The 16,268-nt window shown below is 32.6% G+C and carries 15 protein-coding genes, 27 tRNA genes and 1 rRNA gene; 42 read left to right on the forward strand and 1 reads right to left on the reverse strand.

The genetic code is table 11. The annotated features are described in order from the left end of the window. Nucleotides 1–62 precede the first annotated feature (62 nt). The 37 genes from rrf (at nt 63) to fumC (ending at nt 10,938) form a co-directional block, all read left to right on the forward strand. Nucleotides 63–177: ribosomal RNA gene (rrf, locus tag BDW25_RS09430) — 5S ribosomal RNA — on the forward strand. Nucleotides 178–186: 9 nt separating this feature from the next. Next, nucleotides 187–262 (forward strand) — tRNA-Val (locus BDW25_RS09435). A 12-nt stretch (nt 263–274) separates the two neighbouring features. Further along, nucleotides 275–350: transfer RNA gene (locus BDW25_RS09440), tRNA-Thr, on the forward strand. A 5-nt stretch (nt 351–355) separates the two neighbouring features. After that, nucleotides 356–428 (forward strand) — tRNA-Lys (locus BDW25_RS09445). Nucleotides 429–437: 9 nt separating this feature from the next. Then, nucleotides 438–519: transfer RNA gene (locus BDW25_RS09450), tRNA-Leu, on the forward strand. 3 nt (nt 520–522) lie between these two features. Beyond that, a tRNA-Gly gene (locus BDW25_RS09455) sits at nt 523–597 on the forward strand. 7 nt (nt 598–604) lie between these two features. After that, nucleotides 605–690, forward strand: a tRNA-Leu gene (locus tag BDW25_RS09460). A gap of 13 nt (nt 691–703) precedes the next feature. Next, nucleotides 704–777 (forward strand) — tRNA-Arg (locus BDW25_RS09465). Between the two features lie 8 nt (nt 778–785). Then, nucleotides 786–859 (forward strand) — tRNA-Pro (locus tag BDW25_RS09470). 23 nt (nt 860–882) lie between these two features. Then, a tRNA-Ala gene (locus BDW25_RS09475) sits at nt 883–958 on the forward strand. Nucleotides 959–984: 26 nt separating this feature from the next. Next, a tRNA-Met gene (locus BDW25_RS09480) sits at nt 985–1,058 on the forward strand. Between the two features lie 28 nt (nt 1,059–1,086). Next, a tRNA-Ile gene (locus tag BDW25_RS09485) sits at nt 1,087–1,160 on the forward strand. 9 nt (nt 1,161–1,169) lie between these two features. After that, a tRNA-Ser gene (locus BDW25_RS09490) sits at nt 1,170–1,259 on the forward strand. A gap of 5 nt (nt 1,260–1,264) precedes the next feature. Beyond that, a tRNA-Asp gene (locus tag BDW25_RS09495) sits at nt 1,265–1,340 on the forward strand. A gap of 35 nt (nt 1,341–1,375) precedes the next feature. Beyond that, nucleotides 1,376–1,468 (forward strand) — tRNA-Ser (locus BDW25_RS09500). A gap of 10 nt (nt 1,469–1,478) precedes the next feature. Then, nucleotides 1,479–1,552, forward strand: a tRNA-Met gene (locus tag BDW25_RS09505). 8 nt (nt 1,553–1,560) lie between these two features. Further along, nucleotides 1,561–1,636: transfer RNA gene (locus BDW25_RS09510), tRNA-Asp, on the forward strand. A 21-nt stretch (nt 1,637–1,657) separates the two neighbouring features. Continuing rightward, nucleotides 1,658–1,730, forward strand: a tRNA-Phe gene (locus BDW25_RS09515). A gap of 6 nt (nt 1,731–1,736) precedes the next feature. After that, a tRNA-Thr gene (locus BDW25_RS09520) sits at nt 1,737–1,812 on the forward strand. Between the two features lie 7 nt (nt 1,813–1,819). Beyond that, nucleotides 1,820–1,903 (forward strand) — tRNA-Tyr (locus BDW25_RS09525). A gap of 8 nt (nt 1,904–1,911) precedes the next feature. Then, a tRNA-Trp gene (locus tag BDW25_RS09530) sits at nt 1,912–1,985 on the forward strand. Nucleotides 1,986–1,987: 2 nt separating this feature from the next. Further along, a tRNA-His gene (locus tag BDW25_RS09535) sits at nt 1,988–2,060 on the forward strand. A 12-nt stretch (nt 2,061–2,072) separates the two neighbouring features. Beyond that, nucleotides 2,073–2,144, forward strand: a tRNA-Gln gene (locus BDW25_RS09540). A 9-nt stretch (nt 2,145–2,153) separates the two neighbouring features. Then, nucleotides 2,154–2,227: transfer RNA gene (locus BDW25_RS09545), tRNA-Cys, on the forward strand. A gap of 8 nt (nt 2,228–2,235) precedes the next feature. Continuing rightward, a tRNA-Gly gene (locus BDW25_RS09550) sits at nt 2,236–2,309 on the forward strand. A gap of 14 nt (nt 2,310–2,323) precedes the next feature. Then, nucleotides 2,324–2,398 (forward strand) — tRNA-Gly (locus BDW25_RS10920). A 14-nt stretch (nt 2,399–2,412) separates the two neighbouring features. Further along, nucleotides 2,413–2,487 (forward strand) — tRNA-Gly (locus BDW25_RS10925). Between the two features lie 41 nt (nt 2,488–2,528). Continuing rightward, nucleotides 2,529–2,612: transfer RNA gene (locus BDW25_RS09555), tRNA-Leu, on the forward strand. Nucleotides 2,613–2,751: 139 nt separating this feature from the next. After that, a complete protein-coding gene (locus BDW25_RS09560; protein WP_050215204.1) occupies nt 2,752–3,810 on the forward strand; it encodes a PTS sugar transporter subunit IIC in 1,059 nt (352 codons plus the stop codon). A gap of 120 nt (nt 3,811–3,930) precedes the next feature. Beyond that, nucleotides 3,931–5,385, forward strand: coding sequence for an ABC transporter substrate-binding protein/permease (locus BDW25_RS09565; RefSeq protein ID WP_133945474.1), 1,455 nt, complete (start codon nt 3,931–3,933; stop codon nt 5,383–5,385). Continuing rightward, a complete protein-coding gene (locus BDW25_RS09570; protein WP_065581340.1) occupies nt 5,378–6,100 on the forward strand; it encodes an amino acid ABC transporter ATP-binding protein in 723 nt (240 codons plus the stop codon). The genes BDW25_RS09565 and BDW25_RS09570 overlap by 8 nt, the downstream gene beginning before the upstream one ends. Nucleotides 6,101–6,361: 261 nt before the next feature. Further along, on the forward strand, nt 6,362–7,483 hold the full coding sequence (gene queG, locus BDW25_RS09575) for a tRNA epoxyqueuosine(34) reductase QueG (protein ID WP_049334938.1): 1,122 nt from the start codon (nt 6,362–6,364) through the stop codon (nt 7,481–7,483). Nucleotide 7,484: 1 nt separating this feature from the next. Next, on the forward strand, nt 7,485–7,955 hold the full coding sequence (trmL, locus tag BDW25_RS09580; protein WP_002449676.1) for a tRNA (uridine(34)/cytosine(34)/5-carboxymethylaminomethyluridine(34)-2'-O)-methyltransferase TrmL: 471 nt from the start codon (nt 7,485–7,487) through the stop codon (nt 7,953–7,955). Nucleotides 7,956–8,114: 159 nt separating this feature from the next. Beyond that, nucleotides 8,115–8,714: a 6-phosphogluconolactonase gene (locus BDW25_RS09585; protein WP_002455147.1), complete on the forward strand. Its 600-nt coding sequence runs from the start codon at nt 8,115–8,117 to the stop codon at nt 8,712–8,714. Nucleotides 8,715–8,736: 22 nt separating this feature from the next. Next, a complete protein-coding gene (locus BDW25_RS09590; RefSeq protein ID WP_254388735.1) occupies nt 8,737–8,910 on the forward strand; it encodes an SAS053 family DNA gyrase inhibitor in 174 nt (57 codons plus the stop codon). 110 nt (nt 8,911–9,020) lie between these two features. Continuing rightward, the gene (locus BDW25_RS09595) at nt 9,021–9,413 is read left to right on the forward strand and encodes a hypothetical protein (protein WP_133945476.1); all 393 of its coding nucleotides are present in this window, start codon (nt 9,021–9,023) and stop codon (nt 9,411–9,413) included. Between the two features lie 139 nt (nt 9,414–9,552). Beyond that, nucleotides 9,553–10,938, forward strand: a complete 1,386-nt coding sequence (gene fumC / locus BDW25_RS09600) for a class II fumarate hydratase (RefSeq protein ID WP_133945478.1) — start codon at nt 9,553–9,555, stop codon at nt 10,936–10,938. Nucleotides 10,939–11,016: 78 nt separating this feature from the next. On the opposite strand, the gene BDW25_RS09605 is transcribed toward fumC, so the two are convergent. Continuing rightward, entirely contained in the window at nt 11,017–11,841 is an 825-nt protein-coding gene (locus tag BDW25_RS09605) for an RluA family pseudouridine synthase (protein ID WP_049334940.1), read from the reverse strand. A gap of 137 nt (nt 11,842–11,978) precedes the next feature. Here BDW25_RS09605 and BDW25_RS09610 point away from each other — a divergent pair, with 137 nt between their 5' ends. From BDW25_RS09610 to BDW25_RS09630, 5 genes are all read left to right on the forward strand, one after another. After that, complete coding sequence (locus BDW25_RS09610) at nt 11,979–13,088, forward strand: GAF domain-containing sensor histidine kinase (RefSeq protein WP_002488425.1); 1,110 nt, start codon at nt 11,979–11,981, stop codon at nt 13,086–13,088. A 14-nt stretch (nt 13,089–13,102) separates the two neighbouring features. Next, nucleotides 13,103–13,726, forward strand: a complete 624-nt coding sequence (locus tag BDW25_RS09615; RefSeq protein ID WP_002449659.1) for a response regulator — start codon at nt 13,103–13,105, stop codon at nt 13,724–13,726. A gap of 249 nt (nt 13,727–13,975) precedes the next feature. Beyond that, complete coding sequence (gene xdrA, locus BDW25_RS09620) at nt 13,976–14,440, forward strand: XRE family transcriptional regulator XdrA (RefSeq protein ID WP_002449642.1); 465 nt, start codon at nt 13,976–13,978, stop codon at nt 14,438–14,440. A gap of 220 nt (nt 14,441–14,660) precedes the next feature. Further along, nucleotides 14,661–15,791, forward strand: coding sequence for a DUF445 domain-containing protein (locus BDW25_RS09625; protein ID WP_002455150.1), 1,131 nt, complete (start codon nt 14,661–14,663; stop codon nt 15,789–15,791). A gap of 71 nt (nt 15,792–15,862) precedes the next feature. Next, entirely contained in the window at nt 15,863–16,207 is a 345-nt protein-coding gene (locus BDW25_RS09630; protein ID WP_002449654.1) for a YlbF/YmcA family competence regulator, read from the forward strand. Nucleotides 16,208–16,268 lie beyond the last annotated feature (61 nt).

Here is a 16,268-nt window from a genome sequence, read left to right on the forward strand (position 1 = left end):
TCAAGTTTTGCGACGCAAATCTTTACTTACTATCTAGTTTTGAATGTATAATCATTCACTCGTCTGGTGACAATGGCAAGGAGGTCACACCTGTTCCCATGCCGAACACAGAAGTTAAGCTCCTTAGCGCCGATGGTAGTTGGACTGACGTTCCGCTAGAGTAGGACGTTGCCAGGCATACATATTGGAGAATTAGCTCAGCTGGGAGAGCATCTGCCTTACAAGCAGAGGGTCGGCGGTTCGATCCCGTCATTCTCCACCATTCAATTTAATAGCCGGCCTAGCTCAATTGGTAGAGCAACTGACTTGTAATCAGTAGGTTGGGGGTTCAAGTCCTCTGGCCGGCACCATCTAAGAGCCATTAGCTCAGTTGGTAGAGCATCTGACTTTTAATCAGAGGGTCAGAGGTTCGAATCCTCTATGGCTCACATGTATACGCGGGTGTGGCGGAATTGGCAGACGCACTAGACTTAGGATCTAGCGCCTTACGGCGTGGGGGTTCGACTCCCTTCACCCGCATATGCGGAAGTAGTTCAGTGGTAGAACACCACCTTGCCAAGGTGGGGGTCGCGGGTTCGAATCCCGTCTTCCGCTCCATTATTTTGCCGGGGTGGCGGAACTGGCAGACGCACAGGACTTAAAATCCTGCGGTGAGAGATCACCGTACCGGTTCGATTCCGGTCCTCGGCATTATTATTATTTTGCGCCCGTAGCTCAATTGGATAGAGCGTTTGACTACGGATCAAAAGGTTATGGGTTCGACTCCTATCGGGCGCGTTCTCTTACGGGAAGTAGCTCAGCTTGGTAGAGCACTTGGTTTGGGACCAAGGGGTCGCAGGTTCGAATCCTGTCTTCCCGATAGGAAATTTTAAAATTTATTATGGGGGCTTAGCTCAGCTGGGAGAGCGCCTGCTTTGCACGCAGGAGGTCAGCGGTTCGATCCCGCTAGTCTCCACCATTTAAATCATTTACAAACTATATAACGGCGGTGTAGCTCAGCTGGCTAGAGCGTACGGTTCATACCCGTGAGGTCGGGGGTTCGATCCCCTCCACCGCCACTAATTATTAGTTGTAGAATTAAAATTTGGACCTTTAGCTCAGTTGGTTAGAGCTAACGGCTCATAACCGTTCGGTCGCAGGTTCGAGTCCTGCAAGGTCCATATAATTTTGGAGGAATACCCAAGTCCGGCTGAAGGGATCGGTCTTGAAAACCGACAGGAGCTTAACGGCTCGCGGGGGTTCGAATCCCTCTTCCTCCGTATTTGGTCTCGTAGTGTAGCGGTTAACACGCCTGCCTGTCACGCAGGAGATCGCGGGTTCGATTCCCGTCGAGACCGCCATCTAATAATTTAATAGCAATTTACCTATAAAATGTGGAGGAATACCCAAGTCCGGCTGAAGGGATCGGTCTTGAAAACCGACAGGGCCTTAACGGGCCGCGGGGGTTCGAATCCCTCTTCCTCCGCCATTTTTATTATCGCGGGATGGAGCAGTTCGGTAGCTCGTCGGGCTCATAACCCGAAGGTCGGTGGTTCAAATCCGCCTCCCGCAATTTGTTTTGGTCTCGTAGTGTAGCGGTTAACACGCCTGCCTGTCACGCAGGAGATCGCGGGTTCGATTCCCGTCGAGACCGCCATTTAATCATTTTAATATATATGGTTCAGTAGCTCAGTTGGTAGAGCAATGGATTGAAGCTCCATGTGTCGGCAGTTCGATTCTGTCCTGAACCATTTCTTGCCGGCCTAGCTCAATTGGTAGAGCAACTGACTTGTAATCAGTAGGTTGGGGGTTCAAGTCCTCTGGCCGGCACCATCTTAATGGAGGGGTAGCGAAGTGGCTAAACGCGGCGGACTGTAAATCCGCTCCTTCGGGTTCGGCAGTTCGAATCTGCCCCCCTCCACCATTATAAATAGGGACATAGTTCAACGGTAGAATAGAGGTCTCCAAAACCTTTGATGTGGGTTCGATTCCTACTGTCCCTGCCATGGCGGTTGTGGCGAAGTGGTTAACGCATCGGATTGTGGTTCCGACACTCGTGGGTTCGATTCCCATCAACCGCCCTTTATTATTAATGGGCTATAGCCAAGCGGTAAGGCAACGGACTTTGACTCCGTCACGCGCTGGTTCGAATCCAGCTAGCCCAGTTTTTTATTGGCGGCATAGCCAAGTGGTAAGGCAGAGGTCTGCAAAACCTTTATCACCGGTTCAAATCCGGTTGCCGCCTCCATGTGCTATGCGGGAGTAGTTCAATTTTAGAACACATTCCTTCCCGGAATGAGATATAGGTGTAAGTCCTATCTTCCGCTCCATAATTTAATATAATGCGGGAGTAGTTCAATTTTTAGAATATGTTCCTTCCCGGAACAAGATATAGGTGTAAGTCCTATCTTCCGCTCCATAATTTGATACAATGCGGGAGTAGTTCAATCTTTAGAATATGTTCCTTCCCGGAACAAGATATAGGTGCAAGTCCTATCTTCCGCTCCATAATTGCTTCCATAGGGAAGTTTTTTATTTATCTATATTAAGCCGGCGTGGCGGAATTGGCAGACGCGCGGGACTCAAAATCCCGTTCCTTTATTGGAGTGTCGGTTCGACCCCGACCGCCGGTATTTAATGGAGTTAAAAGGATTAAGTAGAACACTCTACTTAATCCTTTTTTATTTGATCATTTTTTAACTACTTATTTTATATTGTATAAAACGGTATAATATAATATTATATAGCTAATATTTAAAAATGGAGGCTATTATGAGTAGAACTAGAATAAACTTAAAATATTTTTTTAGTAATATTCTTAATGCAGTTGGTGCAGGAGTAGTTATTGCATTACTTCCCAATGCACTTTTAGGAGAACTACTAAAATTATTTAAAGATCACCATCCAATATTAGAGCTTGTTTTTCAATTAGTGACAATTATTCAATCGTTTATGGCATTTATTATTGGAATACTGGCAGCACATCAATTCAAATTTAGTGGTGCGGGTGCTAGTATGATAGGTGTATCAGCAATGTTAGGCTCTGGAGCTATACAAATGAATGCAAATGGTATTGCATTAAAAGGAATTGGCGATATTATAAACGTGATTTTAGTTATTATTATCGCATGTGCTTTATTTTTATTATTACAAGGAAAATTTGGTTCTTTAGAAATGATTATTTTACCTGTATTTATTCCAGTAGTCAGCGGATTAGTTGGATTAACGACTTTGCCATATATACAAATTATTACAAAAAGTTTAGGACATATGATTAATTCATTTACTGAATTTAATCCTCTAATTATGTCTATCTTGATAAGTGTGACGTTTTCACTATTAATGGTTACGCCAATTTCTCTAGTTGCTATTGCTACAGCTATTAGTTTAAATGGGTTAGGTAGTGGTGCAGCAAACATGGGAATTGTTGCTGCATGCGTTACTTTTTTCTTTGGTTCTTTACGTGTTAATTCAGTTGGTGTCAATTTAGTTTTATTTATTGGCGCTGCGAAGATGATGATTCCTGTTTATTTAAAACATTTAATCATTGCAATACCATTAACCATTAATGGTATTATTTCAGGTTTGTTAACATACTTCATTGGTATAAAAGGAACACCATTATCAGCTGGATTTGGTTATACAGGATTAGTTGGTCCAATTAATGCGTTTAATAGAATGCCGGGTGATTCGACATTTAATATTATTCTATTAGCATTAGGTTATTTTATTGTTCCATTCATTAGTGCTTTTATTATTCATGAATTATGCAAAAAGTTTATACCATCTTATAATGATAATATTTATAGATTTGAAATTACACATCAATAATATTATTTTAATGGTATTTAAGCATCTATATTACTATAGATGCTTTTTTTGTTTAAAATTTTTATTGCATATTAATTCTTTATTATGTATAATAATTAAAAAGTTATAGGAGGTTGCTATATGAAATATATGTTTAAAACAATTATCATAGCAATCTTAATTAGTTTGACCTTTATAAATATAGAACCTATGGCTCATGCTGATCAAGATGCAAAATGGGAAAAAATTAAGGAAAGTGGAGAATTAAGGGTAGGATTATCAGCTGATTATGCACCATTTGAATTTGAAAAGACTGTAAAAGGTAAGAGTGAATACGTAGGTATAGATATTGATTTAGCTAAAAAAATTGCTAAAGATAATCACTTAAAATTAAAAATTGTGAATATGCAATTTGATAGTTTACTCGGTGCATTAAAAACGGGAAAAATTGATGTTATTATTTCTGGTATGACTTCAACACCAGAAAGAAAGAAAGAAGTTGATTTCTCGGATTCTTATACTAAAACGGGCAATGTAATGCTTATTAGAAAAAGCGATAAAAATAAATTTCATACATTAAAAGACTTTTCTAATAAAAAAGTTGCGACACAAAAAGGGACTGAACAAGAAAAAATTGCTCAACAAGAAATAGAGAATGCAGACATTAGTTCATTAAATCGTCTACCAGATGCTATTCTTGCAGTTAAAAGTAATAAGGTAGAAGGGTTAGTAATAGAAAAACCCGTTGCTGAAGCATATGTAAAACAAAATAACAGCTTAATGATAGCCAATGTGAATTTTAATGAAGAAAAGAAAGATAATGTCATAGCTGTGCCAAAAAATTCACCTATTCTTTTAGCAAATGTCAATAAATCTATTAAGGAAGTCAATGACCAACATTTAATTAGCAAATACATGGACAAAGCTTCTAAAGATATGCAAGACGATAGTAGCTTTTTTGATAAGTATGGTGCATTTTTCATCAAAGGACTTAAAAATACAATTTTAATATCAATGATTGGTGTAGTATTAGGAGCAGTATTAGGAGCTTTAATTGCTTTAGCTAAATTGAGTAAGTTTAAATTGCTGTCATGGATTGCCTCTATTTACATAGAATTTTTAAGAGGAACACCGATGTTAGTTCAAGTATTTTTAGTTTTCTTTGGAACTACAGCTGTTCTAGGTTTAGATGTTTCAGCATTAGTATGTGGTACTATCGCACTAGTTATTAATTCTTCTGCTTATATTGCAGAAATATTTAGAGCTGGAATTAATGCTGTTGATAAAGGGCAAACAGAGGCAGCTCAATGTTTAGGATTAAATTATTCTAAAACAATGAGATATATCATTTTACCCCAAGCAATTAAAAATATTTTACCAGCACTAGGTAATGAATTTGTAACACTAATTAAAGAATCATCTATTGTTTCTACTATTGGAGTAGGAGAAATTATGTTTAACGCTCAGGTTGTACAAGGTATTTCATTTGATCCTTTTACACCGTTAATTATCGCTGCGATAATGTACTTTATTTTAACATTTACATTGTCTAGAGGTATGAGTTTAATCGAAGGGAGAATGAAAGCCAGTGATTAAAGTTCAAAATTTAAATAAGTCATTTAATAAAAATGTAGTACTCAAAGATATTAATTTAGAGGTTAATAAAGGGGAAGTTGTAGCAATAATAGGACCATCAGGAAGTGGTAAAAGTACATTATTAAGATGTATGAATTTATTAGAAACACCATCAAATGGGAAAGTGATTTTTGAAGGAAAAGAATTAACACATAAAAATATAAATTTAAATGAATTACGTCAAAAAATGGGAATGGTATTTCAAAATTTCAATTTATTTCCTCACAAAACAGTAATAGAAAATGTCATTTTAGCACCTAAGTTGTTAAAAAAAGTTGATTTAAAAAAGCTAGAAATTGAAGGTAAAGCACTTCTAAAAAAAGTAGGGCTTGAAGAGAAAGCTAATGCATATCCTTCTCAACTCTCTGGTGGACAAAAACAAAGGGTAGCAATAGCAAGAGCTTTAGCTATGCATCCAGATGTCATATTATTTGATGAGCCAACATCAGCACTTGATCCTGAAGTTGTTTATGAAGTACTTAAAGTTATGAAAGATTTAGCTAAAGAGGGTATGACAATGGTGGTTGTAACTCATGAAATGGGTTTTGCTAAAGATGTTGGTGATAAAGTAATATTTATGGCAGATGGATATGTCGTTGAAAGTGAAACACCTGATCAATTATTTAATCATCCCAAACATGAAAGAACTAAAAACTTTTTGGCGAAAGTATTATAGCATGTTGTATGTGAAGACTAATAAAATATTTATAAGGTTTTATATCTAAAAAGTAATAAATGTTAATTAAGAAAAGAAGATAGAATGTATTCTGAATTATAAACATAGACTTTCTTTATGAAATTCTCAAAGTTAAAGAATCTGAGACACTTCAAAGTGTATCTCAGATTCTTTTTTATTTATAAAAATATTTAATATCATAAAAAATTAAGATTATGTTAAAATATTCTATGGACTTTTTTATAGGAGGCAAGAGTGTTGATGAACCATCAACTTAAACAGGAAATCATTGACTATGCGTATTCCATTGGTATAGATAGTATTGGTTTTACTACCGCTGATCCTTTCGATGAACTGAAACAAAAGTTAGTAGATTATCATGAAAAAGGTTATGCATCAGGTTTTGAAGAATCAGATATTGCGCTGCGAACAGAACCTAAATTATCTTTACCCACAGCACGTTCTATCATAGCTATTGCTGTTGGTTATCCAAATAAGCTAAAGGGAGCGCCAAAAAGTGTAAAAGGCGATAGAAGAGGAATGTTTGCGAGAGCCTCTTGGGGTCAAGATTATCATTCAATTATGAAAAAAAGATTAGATAAATTAAGTGAATTTATTCAATCCAAGGTCCCTGATGTCGAAATAAAAAGCATGGTTGACACTGGGGTACTTTCAGATCGCGCTGTAGCTGAAAGAGCAGGATTAGGATTCGTTGGTAGAAATGGATTTGTTATTAATCCAAAACTAGGAACTTGGACATATTTAGGAGAAATGTTAGTTAGTATTCCTTTTGAACCAGATGATCCTATATTAGACAGTTGTGGAGATTGTACAATTTGTGTAGATAGATGTCCAACAGGCGCTTTAGTAGGGAATGGTCAACTGAATTCTCAAAAATGTATCAGCTTTTTAACTCAAACTAAAGGATATTTAAAAGATGAGTATCGATATAAAATCGGTAATCGTCTTTATGGTTGTGATACTTGTCAACAAGTTTGTCCGAAAAATAGAGGTATTAATACAACCCACGAAGATATTATTTTAGAACCTGAAATATTAAAGCCACGTTTAGTTCCATTGTTACAAATGAGTAATAAAGAATTTAAAAATACTTATGGTCATTTGGCAGGAGCATGGAGAGGTAAAAAACCTATACAGCGGAATGCAATTATTGCACTTGCACATTTTGGTGAAGAAGCGGCTATTCCTGAATTAAAGGAAGTAGCATTGAATGATCCAAGACCCATGATAAGAGGAACAGCATATTGGGCTATTGGTCAAATACTTGGCAATGATGCAAGAACTTTTATTTATGAGCACTATGATAATGAGATTGAAGAAGTTCAAGTTGAAATGAGAAAAGGACTAGAAATGAGGAAATAAAATGACGAATCATATTGTGTTATTCCAACCAGAAATACCTGCAAACACTGGAAATATCGCACGTACATGCGCAGGTACTAATACACACTTGCATTTAATTAAACCATTAGGCTTTAGTACAGATGACAAGATGCTAAAACGAGCTGGATTAGATTATTGGGAACATGTTAATATCACTTATCATGAAAATATTGAATCATTTTTCGAAGTGACAAATGGTAAATATTATTTACTTACTAAATTTGGTAAACAAACTTATAGTGATTTTGATTTTTCAAATACTGAAATAGAAAATTATTTTATTTTTGGTAGAGAAACGACAGGTTTACCAGATTGGGTGAAAGAGAAGTATGCAGATACTGCTTTAAGAATTCCTATGAGTGATCATATTCGCTCTTTAAATTTATCTAATACTGCTGCTTTATTGATTTATGAAGCATTGCGACAACAAAATTTCCCAGGATTAAAGTAGAATTTAAAATTAATTACTATAATAGAATAAAAAATGTTATATTTATTAATGAATTATTATAAAAATTTTAAAATAGTTTGATGCCCCCTTAAATAGGGTAACTTAGTAAATAAATGAATTATTTTAGTTGAACTTTACATTTAGAGGAGTGTAATTATTATGGCAATGAATTTTAAAGTATTTGAAGATAAACAACATGCAGCAGATTATGCTGGAGATATTATTAGAAAACAATTTAACAATAACCCAACTACCATTGCTGGATTCCATTTAAACAAGGATTCTGCACCTGTATTAGATGAACTAAAAAAGTCAGTTGATCGTAACGCTGTAGATTTTAGTCAAATTAATATTCTTGATTATGATGATAATCATTCGTTCTATGAAGCTTTAGGTGTACCTTCTGAGCAAGTATATTCTATTAGTCTTGATGATGATGCCGAATCATTAATCAATGATAGAATTAAAACAAAGGAAAATAAAGGGAAACTGACTTTACAAGTTGTTTCAATCGATAACACTGGACATTTAGATGTTAATATTCGTCAAGGTTTGATGAAAGCACGTGAAATTATCTTAGTTGTAACTGGTGCTAAAAAAAGTGAAGTTATCAAACGATTATATGAAGAAAATGGTAAATCAAACTTTTTACCAGCTGATTTAAAAGTACATCGTATGGTAACAGTTGTTTTAGACAGAGCTGCTGCTGATGGATTACCAGAAGATGTTAAAGAATACTTCACAGCGAGATTTGCATAATATTTAATTTTATTGTGAGGTTATTTTTATGAGTAAAGATAGTAAACGTAATTATCATGAAGACGAAAATGCAATGGTTCAAAATATGAATGATTTAGAAGCATTAGGAAAAGAAATGGAACAGATTTCTGAAGAAAATGATGAAGATAAATATAATCAAACACATGATTCAGAAGCGCGTTCAGATTTAAATTAATATATTTTAGCATTTTAATTAATTGCTTCGGTAGATTAATTAAAATGCTTTTTTTATGTAATACAACTTATGATACAATATATTTTAATGAAAATGAAGGAGATAAAAATATGTTACATAAGTATTGGCTACCTTTAACAATTATTACAATCATTGTTAGCTTAATTTCTATTAAAGGTTTTCCCATTGCTCTAGGAGCACTCTATCTACCAGTGTTATTTAAAGTGATTCAATTACAATTGAATTTATCAAAAGATTTAATCGATAATGCAACTGCTCATCCATTCATTAAGAGTAATCAAAAAGGAATTATGATTAGTGTGATATGTATATTAATTGTAACCGGAATCTTGGCATATACACTTAATGATTTTTATCGAAGTTTAGGTGGGGTTTTAGGTATATTAGTAAAGATAAGTCCTGTTACGCTGGTCATAAGCGCTATTTTGTATATAATAAGTGCTATTTCAGTTGTAAAAGCAGTAAAATATAAATATAAATAAGATTTAATTCTTAAACACGTGAAGTAATACAATTTCATGTGTTTTATTTTTATAAATGAAACCGCTTTATATTCGAATTGCTACATTAATTTTGTTAATGATATACTATTACTAAATCATAAATAAGGGGGATTATTGAATGTCTGTAAGAATTGAACATGATACGTTTGGTGAAATTGAAGTACCATCTGATAAATATTGGGGCGCACAAACTGAAAGAAGTAAGCGTAACTTTCCAGTAGGTAAAGAACATATACCTATTGAAGTGATTTATGGTTTTGCTCAGTTAAAAAGAGGTGCTGCGCTTGCTAATCATGAATTAGGAAAATTAAGTGATACTAAGAAAGATGCTATCATTTATGCTTGTGACTTAATTTTAAAAGGAGAACTTGATGGTCATTTTCCTTTAGTTGTATGGCAAACTGGAAGCGGTACTCAAAGTAATATGAATGTAAACGAAGTCGTAAGTTATGTGGCTAATGAGTACTTAAAAGAACATAATAGCGATGAATCAATTCATCCCAATGATGATGTTAATAAATCTCAAAGTTCGAATGATACTTTCCCAACAGCGATGCATGTTGCTTTATACCATGAAATTGAAACGAAATTAGAACCTGCTTTAAAACATTTACGAGACACGTTTAAAGAAAAAGAAAACCAATATCAATCAATTATTAAAATTGGTAGAACTCACTTACAAGATGCTACTCCAATTCGATTAGGACAAGAAATTAGTGGATGGCGTTATATGCTAGATAAATGTGAACAATTATTAGGTGAATCTAAACAACATATTTTAAATTTAGCTATTGGTGGAACAGCAGTTGGAACAGGAATTAATGCACATCTAGAATTTGGAGATAAAGTAGCTAAATATATCTCAGAACATACTGGCTATGCATTTGTTTCATCTGAAAATAAATTTCATGCTTTAACTTCACATGATGAAGTGGTGCAACTTCATGGAACACTAAAAGCATTGGCAGCAGACTTAATGAAAATAGCAAATGATATAAGATGGCTTGCTTCAGGACCTAGAGCCGGACTTGCAGAAATTTCGATTCCAGAAAATGAACCAGGTTCATCAATTATGCCAGGCAAAGTTAATCCAACACAATGTGAAATGCTAACAATGGTTGCAGTACAAGTGATAGGAAATGATACGACAGTAGGTATAGCGAGTTCTCAAGGTAATTTTGAACTTAATGTATTTAAACCTGTGATTCTTCATAATACATTGCAATCTATTTACTTATTAGCTGATGGAATGGAAACATTTAATGAAAATTGTGCTATAGGTATTGAACCAATTGAAGAAAATATCAATCATTATTTAAATCAATCATTAATGCTTGTAACTGCACTAAATCCTCATATTGGATATGAAAAAGCGGCTCAAATAGCTAAAAAAGCTCATAAGGAAGGTTTAACACTTAAAGAATCAGCAATTAATTCTGGCTATGTTACAGAAGAACAATTCGAGGAATGGATTAAACCAGAAGATATGGTCAATCCTCATTAAAATAACATTACCAATTGAAATGCTCCTTTTAAAGATAATGCTTTGATCTGCGTTATCTAAAAGGAGCATTTTTAAAATTTATTCATCATCTAAACTTACAGAAATCAATTCTTGAGTAAGTGGATGAGTGAATTCTATCTTATAACTATTCAATTCTAATTGACGTAAGGTAGCATCTCCATATAATGGATCACCTATGACAGGATGACCAATTTCTGCTAAATGTACACGTATTTGATGAGTACGTCCTGTGTCTAATTTTATTTCCAATTGACAAATGCCTTCTTTAATCATTTTTGATGTTAAGATATGAGTGATAGCTCGTTGCCCGGTATTAGAAATACGACGCTTATTGGGATGAAATTTATCTTTACCGATTGGCATATCAATTGTTTGTGGTTTTAGAGGTAGTAATGCTTTTACATTTGCACGATAAATACGTGTAATTTGATTCTCTTCAAGCATTCTATCTAGTATTTTTTTCATTAAAGGATTTTTAGCAACAATTAATAACCCCACAGTTTCTTGGTCTAGACGATGAATCGGTTCAACGTAGTCGCTATCCATGGTATAGATAACATGGTTCATTAGTGTATTGCTTTCTTTTAAATCATTTGGATGAGTTTTAACTCCTTTAGGTTTTACCACAATCGCTAAATCGTTATCTTCATATGCAATCTGTGCGTAACGATAACTTGGTAAATAATTACTTTTTTCTTTAGGGGTAGGAATATAAACAACATCATTTGTGACAACTTTATCTGTCAATTTACTAGATTGTTGATTAATCGTGATATCTTTAGACATATTTAATTGGTGTAAATCTTTTTTTGGTAGTTTTAACTTTTGAAAAATTTCACGTAACGTATCATTATTGAAAGTTTCAGGTACATTGAATTTCATAATATCCTCCTATTATATTCTGTTTAATCATATCATAATTTACAATGATAATTATAAATGTTTTCATTAGTCTATTTTTAAATTTAAAAAATGAACGATATAATAATAAATGCAAAATAACAAAATGGGGCGAAAATATGGAGAAACCGACACGTTTAGCATTATTAAAAGAAATTGCTGAATATCTAAATGAAGAAACTGAATTATATAATATGATGAATAAAGCATTGGATTATTTAATCAATGGCAGTAATTTTACAACAGGTTGGATTTTTTTTATCAATAAAAAAGGTGAACAAGAACTTGTAGCTAGCACTGACTTACCTCATTCATTAAAAAATAATAATTGTAAGTATTTAAACAATGGTACGTGTTGGTGTGTCAATGCTTATCATCATAAAAATTTAACAAAAGCATCTAATATTATAAATTGTTCAAGAATCAATTTAGCTAACCAAGAAAGTCAAAAAGATGATTATCTTATTACGCATCATGCGACAGTACCACTTAGATCAGGAGATGAACAGTATGGATTATTAAATGTCGCGACACCTCATACTGTAGTATATAGTCAAGATGATTTAGAGTTATTAGAATCAGTAGCTTTACAAATCGGTTCTGCAATTAAACGTATATACTTAACAGACCAAGAAAAAGAAGCAGCACGCACAAGTGAACGAAATCGACTAGCACGTGATTTACATGATTCAGTTAACCAAATGCTTTTTTCATTAAAACTAACAGCTCATGCTGCACATGATATCACAGAGGATAGAACAGCTAAAAAAGCATTTAAGTTGATTGAAGATACAAGTCAAAACGCAGTAAATGAAATGCGTGCGTTAATTTGGCAACTTAAGCCAATTGGTTTAGAACATGGATTAGTGAATGCGATTGAACATTATGCGAATATGTTAGATTTAAAATTAAACATCGAAGTAAGAGGATTGATTAAATTATCCAATTTAGTTGAAGAAAATGTGTATCGAATGATTCAAGAAGCTCTAAATAATACGAAGAAACATGCACAAACGAATCATGTATCTATTAACATTCAACAAAATGAAAATCAATTATATATTAAAATTTATGATGATGGAAAAGGATTTAATGTGCGTGATGACTTAAATCAAACGACGCATGGTCTAAAAAATATAAAACAACGTATTCATAGTTTAGATGGAGAATTTAACATACAATCAGATAAACTAATGGGGACAACTATTTATCTTAATATTCCAATTTAAAGTAGGTGATAAATTTGGCAAGTATCGTTTTAATCGATGATCATCACATCGTTAGACAAGGACTAGAATTTCTAATTTCAACAGTTGAGGGTTTAGATATACAAGCAAGTTTTTCAGATGGTGAAGCATTTATTAAATATTTAAATGAGAATAATATTCCTGATTTAGTATTATTAGATTTAGTTATGCCTAATATGAATGGTATCGAAGTGACGCATTATATAAAAACATATTACCCTTACATAAAAGTGTTAGTGCTTACAAGTTATGTGGATGATGAATATGTTATGTCTGCCATTAATGAAGGTGCTGATGGTTATGAAATTAAAGATGTTGAACCACAAAAGCTGATTGCTACTATTACTAAAGTATTAAATAATGAGAAAATAATACATCCAAAAGCTAAAAATGTAATTGATGCAATGCATGAAAAACCACACTTTAATAATAAATTATCTAAAAGAGAGATGGAAGTATTAAAAGAAATGGTGAAAGGTAAGACAAATAAAGACATTGCAAAAAGTTTATTTGTATCTGAGAAAACAGTTAAGACACATGTCAGTCATATATTTAATAAATTGCAAGTTTCAGATCGGACACAAGCTGCTATATATGCTATTGAAAATAAATTAATATAAATTGAATAGGTCTATTAGAAATAAAAACGGTATTTTTAAAATAGGATAATAATAAATAAATGACTTATATTATTATTTTAATTATTTTGATAATTTTGCCATTTATAAAATTATACGTAAAAACAAAAATTTCTCTTTTCATTTTATTGAAAATATATTAAGATGTAATTTGTGTTTCAAGAAATGTGTATTATTGCAATTTCTTGCGTCCGGATAAAATAACTCCTATTAGAAAGGTAGAGAAGAGTAATGGATAGACAGAGTTTTACAGATTTAATTCAAACAAAATTTAAAATGGTGCGTATTGAAGCAGGATACACACAAGATACTATGGCACAAACAATAGGTCTTTCTAAAAAAACACTTGTTCAAATCGAAAAAGAACGGGTATTACCAAACTGGACAACTTGTGTATCAATTTGTGCTTTATTTAGAGATTCAGATGTTTTAAATAACACATTTGGTTGTGATCCATTAGAAATTGTACAAACAATTTCAAGAAACCATTGTGCATATCCTAATCATTCTACAACAAGTGATATTTATTGGAATACAATGGAAACTCGCAATGGATTTATTTTACAAAGTAATAAAGTAAGTAATATCTATAGAGTGCTTAATCCTGAAAAACAACCTATTTTTGGAACATCTAAATTAAGAGAAGCAGAAACTTACTTTAATAGAAATGCTAAAGAAGAATTAATGCACGTTTAATTTTAATATAAATAAGATATAGTGATAGAAGAGTTGACTTTCAACTGAATCACTATTTTCAATTAATAATGAATTCACTGTAATTTTGCGATGAATTCATTATTTTTTTATTTCAAAAATTTGTAAATATAAATGTACGTTGAACAATTAAGTTATGAAGTTTACATTTGTCATGGTATAATTTTGCTATTGCTTATATAAAAATTAAGGAGTTATTTAAATGCAAGCAGTATTAGTAGTCATCTTTATGATAGTAATAGGAGCAATCATTGGCGGTGTCACGAATGTTATAGCTATTAGAATGTTGTTTCACCCCTATAAAGCGCATTATATATTTAATATGCGAATCCCATTTACACCTGGTTTAATACCTAAAAGAAGAGATGAAATAGCTACAAAGATAGGACAAGTGATTGAAGAACATCTCATTACAGAAACATTGATTCACAACAAACTAAATGAAACAAAAACTAAAGAAACGATTAATAAATTAGTTAAGGAGCAAATAACGAAATTAAAAAGTGATCAAGCTACAATTCGTTACTTTGCTGAGAAATTTGATATTAAAATTGATTACTTAGTCAATGAGAAATTAGAAGATACAATTTCACACAAGCTATTAGCTTTTTATAATGATCATCGAAATGAAGAAGTGATTAAGTTACTACCAAAAGAAACTAAGCGAATGATTGATAAGAAAGTCGAGCCATTAGGAGATTTATTATGCGAAAGAGCACGTGTTTATTTGTCCTCTGATAAAGGCGCTCGTGATATTTATGACATGCTTGATACATTTTTTAATGAAAAAGGTAAAATCGTTGGATTACTACAAATGTTTATGACAAAAGAAAGTATTGCAGATAGAATCCAACATGAATTGATTCGTTTAACCAATCATCCTAAAGCAAAACGTATTGTAAACCAAGTGATTGATAATGAATATGAGACGCTAAAACGACAACCACTTAAGAAAATCATTGATGAGGCTCAATTTTCAAAACTATCAGACTCAGTTACATTACTTATTACTTCATATTTAAATTTAAATGAAAAAATAGATAAACCACTTAATCAACTATCACCAAGATTAATGCAATATTTAGAGACAACGTTATCAGATAAAGTTACACAACTTATTATTAGTCAAGCATCCAAACATCTCTCAACTATAATGCAAAAAATTAATCTACGTAAATTAGTAGAAGATCAAATCAATACATTTGATTTAGATTACATTGAAAAGTTGATTATTGAAATTGCTAATAAAGAATTAAAATTAATTACCTTATTAGGATTTATATTAGGTGGTATTATTGGCCTTTTCCAAGGTTTAATCGCAATTTTTGTATAACTAATCATAATATGTTATGGTATTAAAGAGTTGTCAAAACATCATTATTACACGAAGGAGTGCAATTTAAAATGGCAGTAAATTTATATGATCATGCAAATCAACTAGAACAAGCATTAAGAGATAGTGATGAATACAAAGCTATTAAAGATGCTTTTGCTAAAGTTAAAGAAAATGAAGAATCTAAAAAATTATTCGATGAGTTCCGTGAAACTCAAATGAATTTCCAACAAAAACAAATGCAAGGTCAAGAAATTCCTGAAGAAGAATTAGCTAAAGCTCAAGAACAAGCTCAAGCTATTGAAAAAGATGAAAATATTTCACAATTAATGCAAGCAGAACAAAAAATGAGTCAAGTTTTCCAAGAAATTAATCAAATTATTGTAAAACCTTTAGACGAAATTTACGTTGACTAATTAATAATTTAAGTAATGGATACTACGCGATTTTTTCATAAAATTGCGTAGTTTTTTTATG

The organism is Staphylococcus sp. AtDRG32, from assembly GCF_004365845.1.
GTDB classification, from domain to species: Bacteria; Bacillota; Bacilli; order Staphylococcales; family Staphylococcaceae; genus Staphylococcus; species Staphylococcus hominis.

Bases quoted from the DNA above. Each gene is read 5' to 3' on its own strand.
- BDW25_RS09565 (WP_133945474.1), top strand. From the start codon at position 3,931: ATGAAATATATGTTTAAAACAATTATCATAGCAATCTTAATTAGTTTG.
- BDW25_RS09630 (WP_002449654.1), top strand. From the start codon at position 15,863: ATGGCAGTAAATTTATATGATCATGCAAATCAACTAGAACAAGCATTA.
- BDW25_RS09610 (WP_002488425.1), top strand. From the start codon at position 11,979: ATGGAGAAACCGACACGTTTAGCATTATTAAAAGAAATTGCTGAATAT.
- fumC (WP_133945478.1), top strand. From the start codon at position 9,553: ATGTCTGTAAGAATTGAACATGATACGTTTGGTGAAATTGAAGTACCA.
- BDW25_RS09605 (WP_049334940.1), bottom strand. From the start codon at position 11,841: ATGAAATTCAATGTACCTGAAACTTTCAATAATGATACGTTACGTGAA.
- BDW25_RS09585 (WP_002455147.1), top strand. From the start codon at position 8,115: ATGGCAATGAATTTTAAAGTATTTGAAGATAAACAACATGCAGCAGAT.
- queG (WP_049334938.1), top strand. From the start codon at position 6,362: ATGAACCATCAACTTAAACAGGAAATCATTGACTATGCGTATTCCATT.
- xdrA (WP_002449642.1), top strand. From the start codon at position 13,976: ATGGATAGACAGAGTTTTACAGATTTAATTCAAACAAAATTTAAAATG.
- BDW25_RS09560 (WP_050215204.1), top strand. From the start codon at position 2,752: ATGAGTAGAACTAGAATAAACTTAAAATATTTTTTTAGTAATATTCTT.
- BDW25_RS09595 (WP_133945476.1), top strand. From the start codon at position 9,021: ATGTTACATAAGTATTGGCTACCTTTAACAATTATTACAATCATTGTT.
- BDW25_RS09625 (WP_002455150.1), top strand. From the start codon at position 14,661: ATGCAAGCAGTATTAGTAGTCATCTTTATGATAGTAATAGGAGCAATC.
- trmL (WP_002449676.1), top strand. From the start codon at position 7,485: ATGACGAATCATATTGTGTTATTCCAACCAGAAATACCTGCAAACACT.